The sequence below is a fragment of the Pseudomonas sp. K5002 genome, assembly GCF_013386655.1.
GTDB lineage: Bacteria > Pseudomonadota > Gammaproteobacteria > Pseudomonadales > Pseudomonadaceae > Aquipseudomonas.
On record NZ_JACARK010001032.1, the window covers coordinates 1 to 645 of the forward strand.

Genomic DNA, 645 nt, shown 5'->3' on the forward strand with positions numbered 1-645 from the left:
AACTCACGGTGTACGCCGACAACGAAGCCGCCCACCGGCTGTACCACAAGTTCGGCTTCGAGACCGAAGGCCGGCTGCGCGACTACGCCGTGCGTGACGGCGCATTCGTCGACACGCTGACCATGGCGCGCATCCGCAAGCCGGCCTAGTCGTCCTGCAACGCAAACGCCACCGCAGCCTGCGCATGCAGCTCGGTGGTGTCCAGCAAGGGCAGGTCGCTGTGCTGCGGCTTGATCAACAGGCTGATTTCCGTACAGCCGAGGATGATGGCCTGGGCGCCACGGGCGGCCAAAGACTCGATCACCCGCTGGTACACCTCGCGCGATGCGTCGCTGATCACCCCGACGCACAACTCTTCGTAAATGATCCGGTGCACGGCCTGGCGCTCTTCAGCGTCCGGCACCAGCACGGTCAGCCCCTGTGCCGCCAGGCGTGACTTGAGAAACTCCTGCTCCATGGTAAACGCGGTACCCAGCAGGCCAACGCTCAGGGTGCCAGCTTCCACGGCCGCCGCGCCGGCAGCGTCTGCAATATGCAGAAACGGTATCGACACCGCCGCTTCAATCTGCGGCGCTACCAGGTGCATGGTGTTGGTACACAGCACGATGCATTCGGCGCCACCGGCTTGCAGGCGGCGGGCGGCGT

1 protein-coding gene and 1 pseudogene are annotated in these 645 nt (G+C 65.1%); one reads left to right on the forward strand and one right to left on the reverse strand.

Annotated elements, in window-relative coordinates; translation table 11 throughout:
* A pseudogene (locus HX846_RS39935) lies at positions 1-149 on the forward strand (GNAT family N-acetyltransferase); the annotation flags it as partial.
* Here HX846_RS39935 and HX846_RS32815 read toward each other — a convergent pair.
* Positions 146-645, reverse strand: a 500-nt coding sequence (locus HX846_RS32815) for an aspartate/glutamate racemase family protein (protein WP_178967012.1), incomplete at its 5' end; no start/stop codon positions are given. The pseudogene HX846_RS39935 and the gene HX846_RS32815 overlap by 4 nt on opposite strands.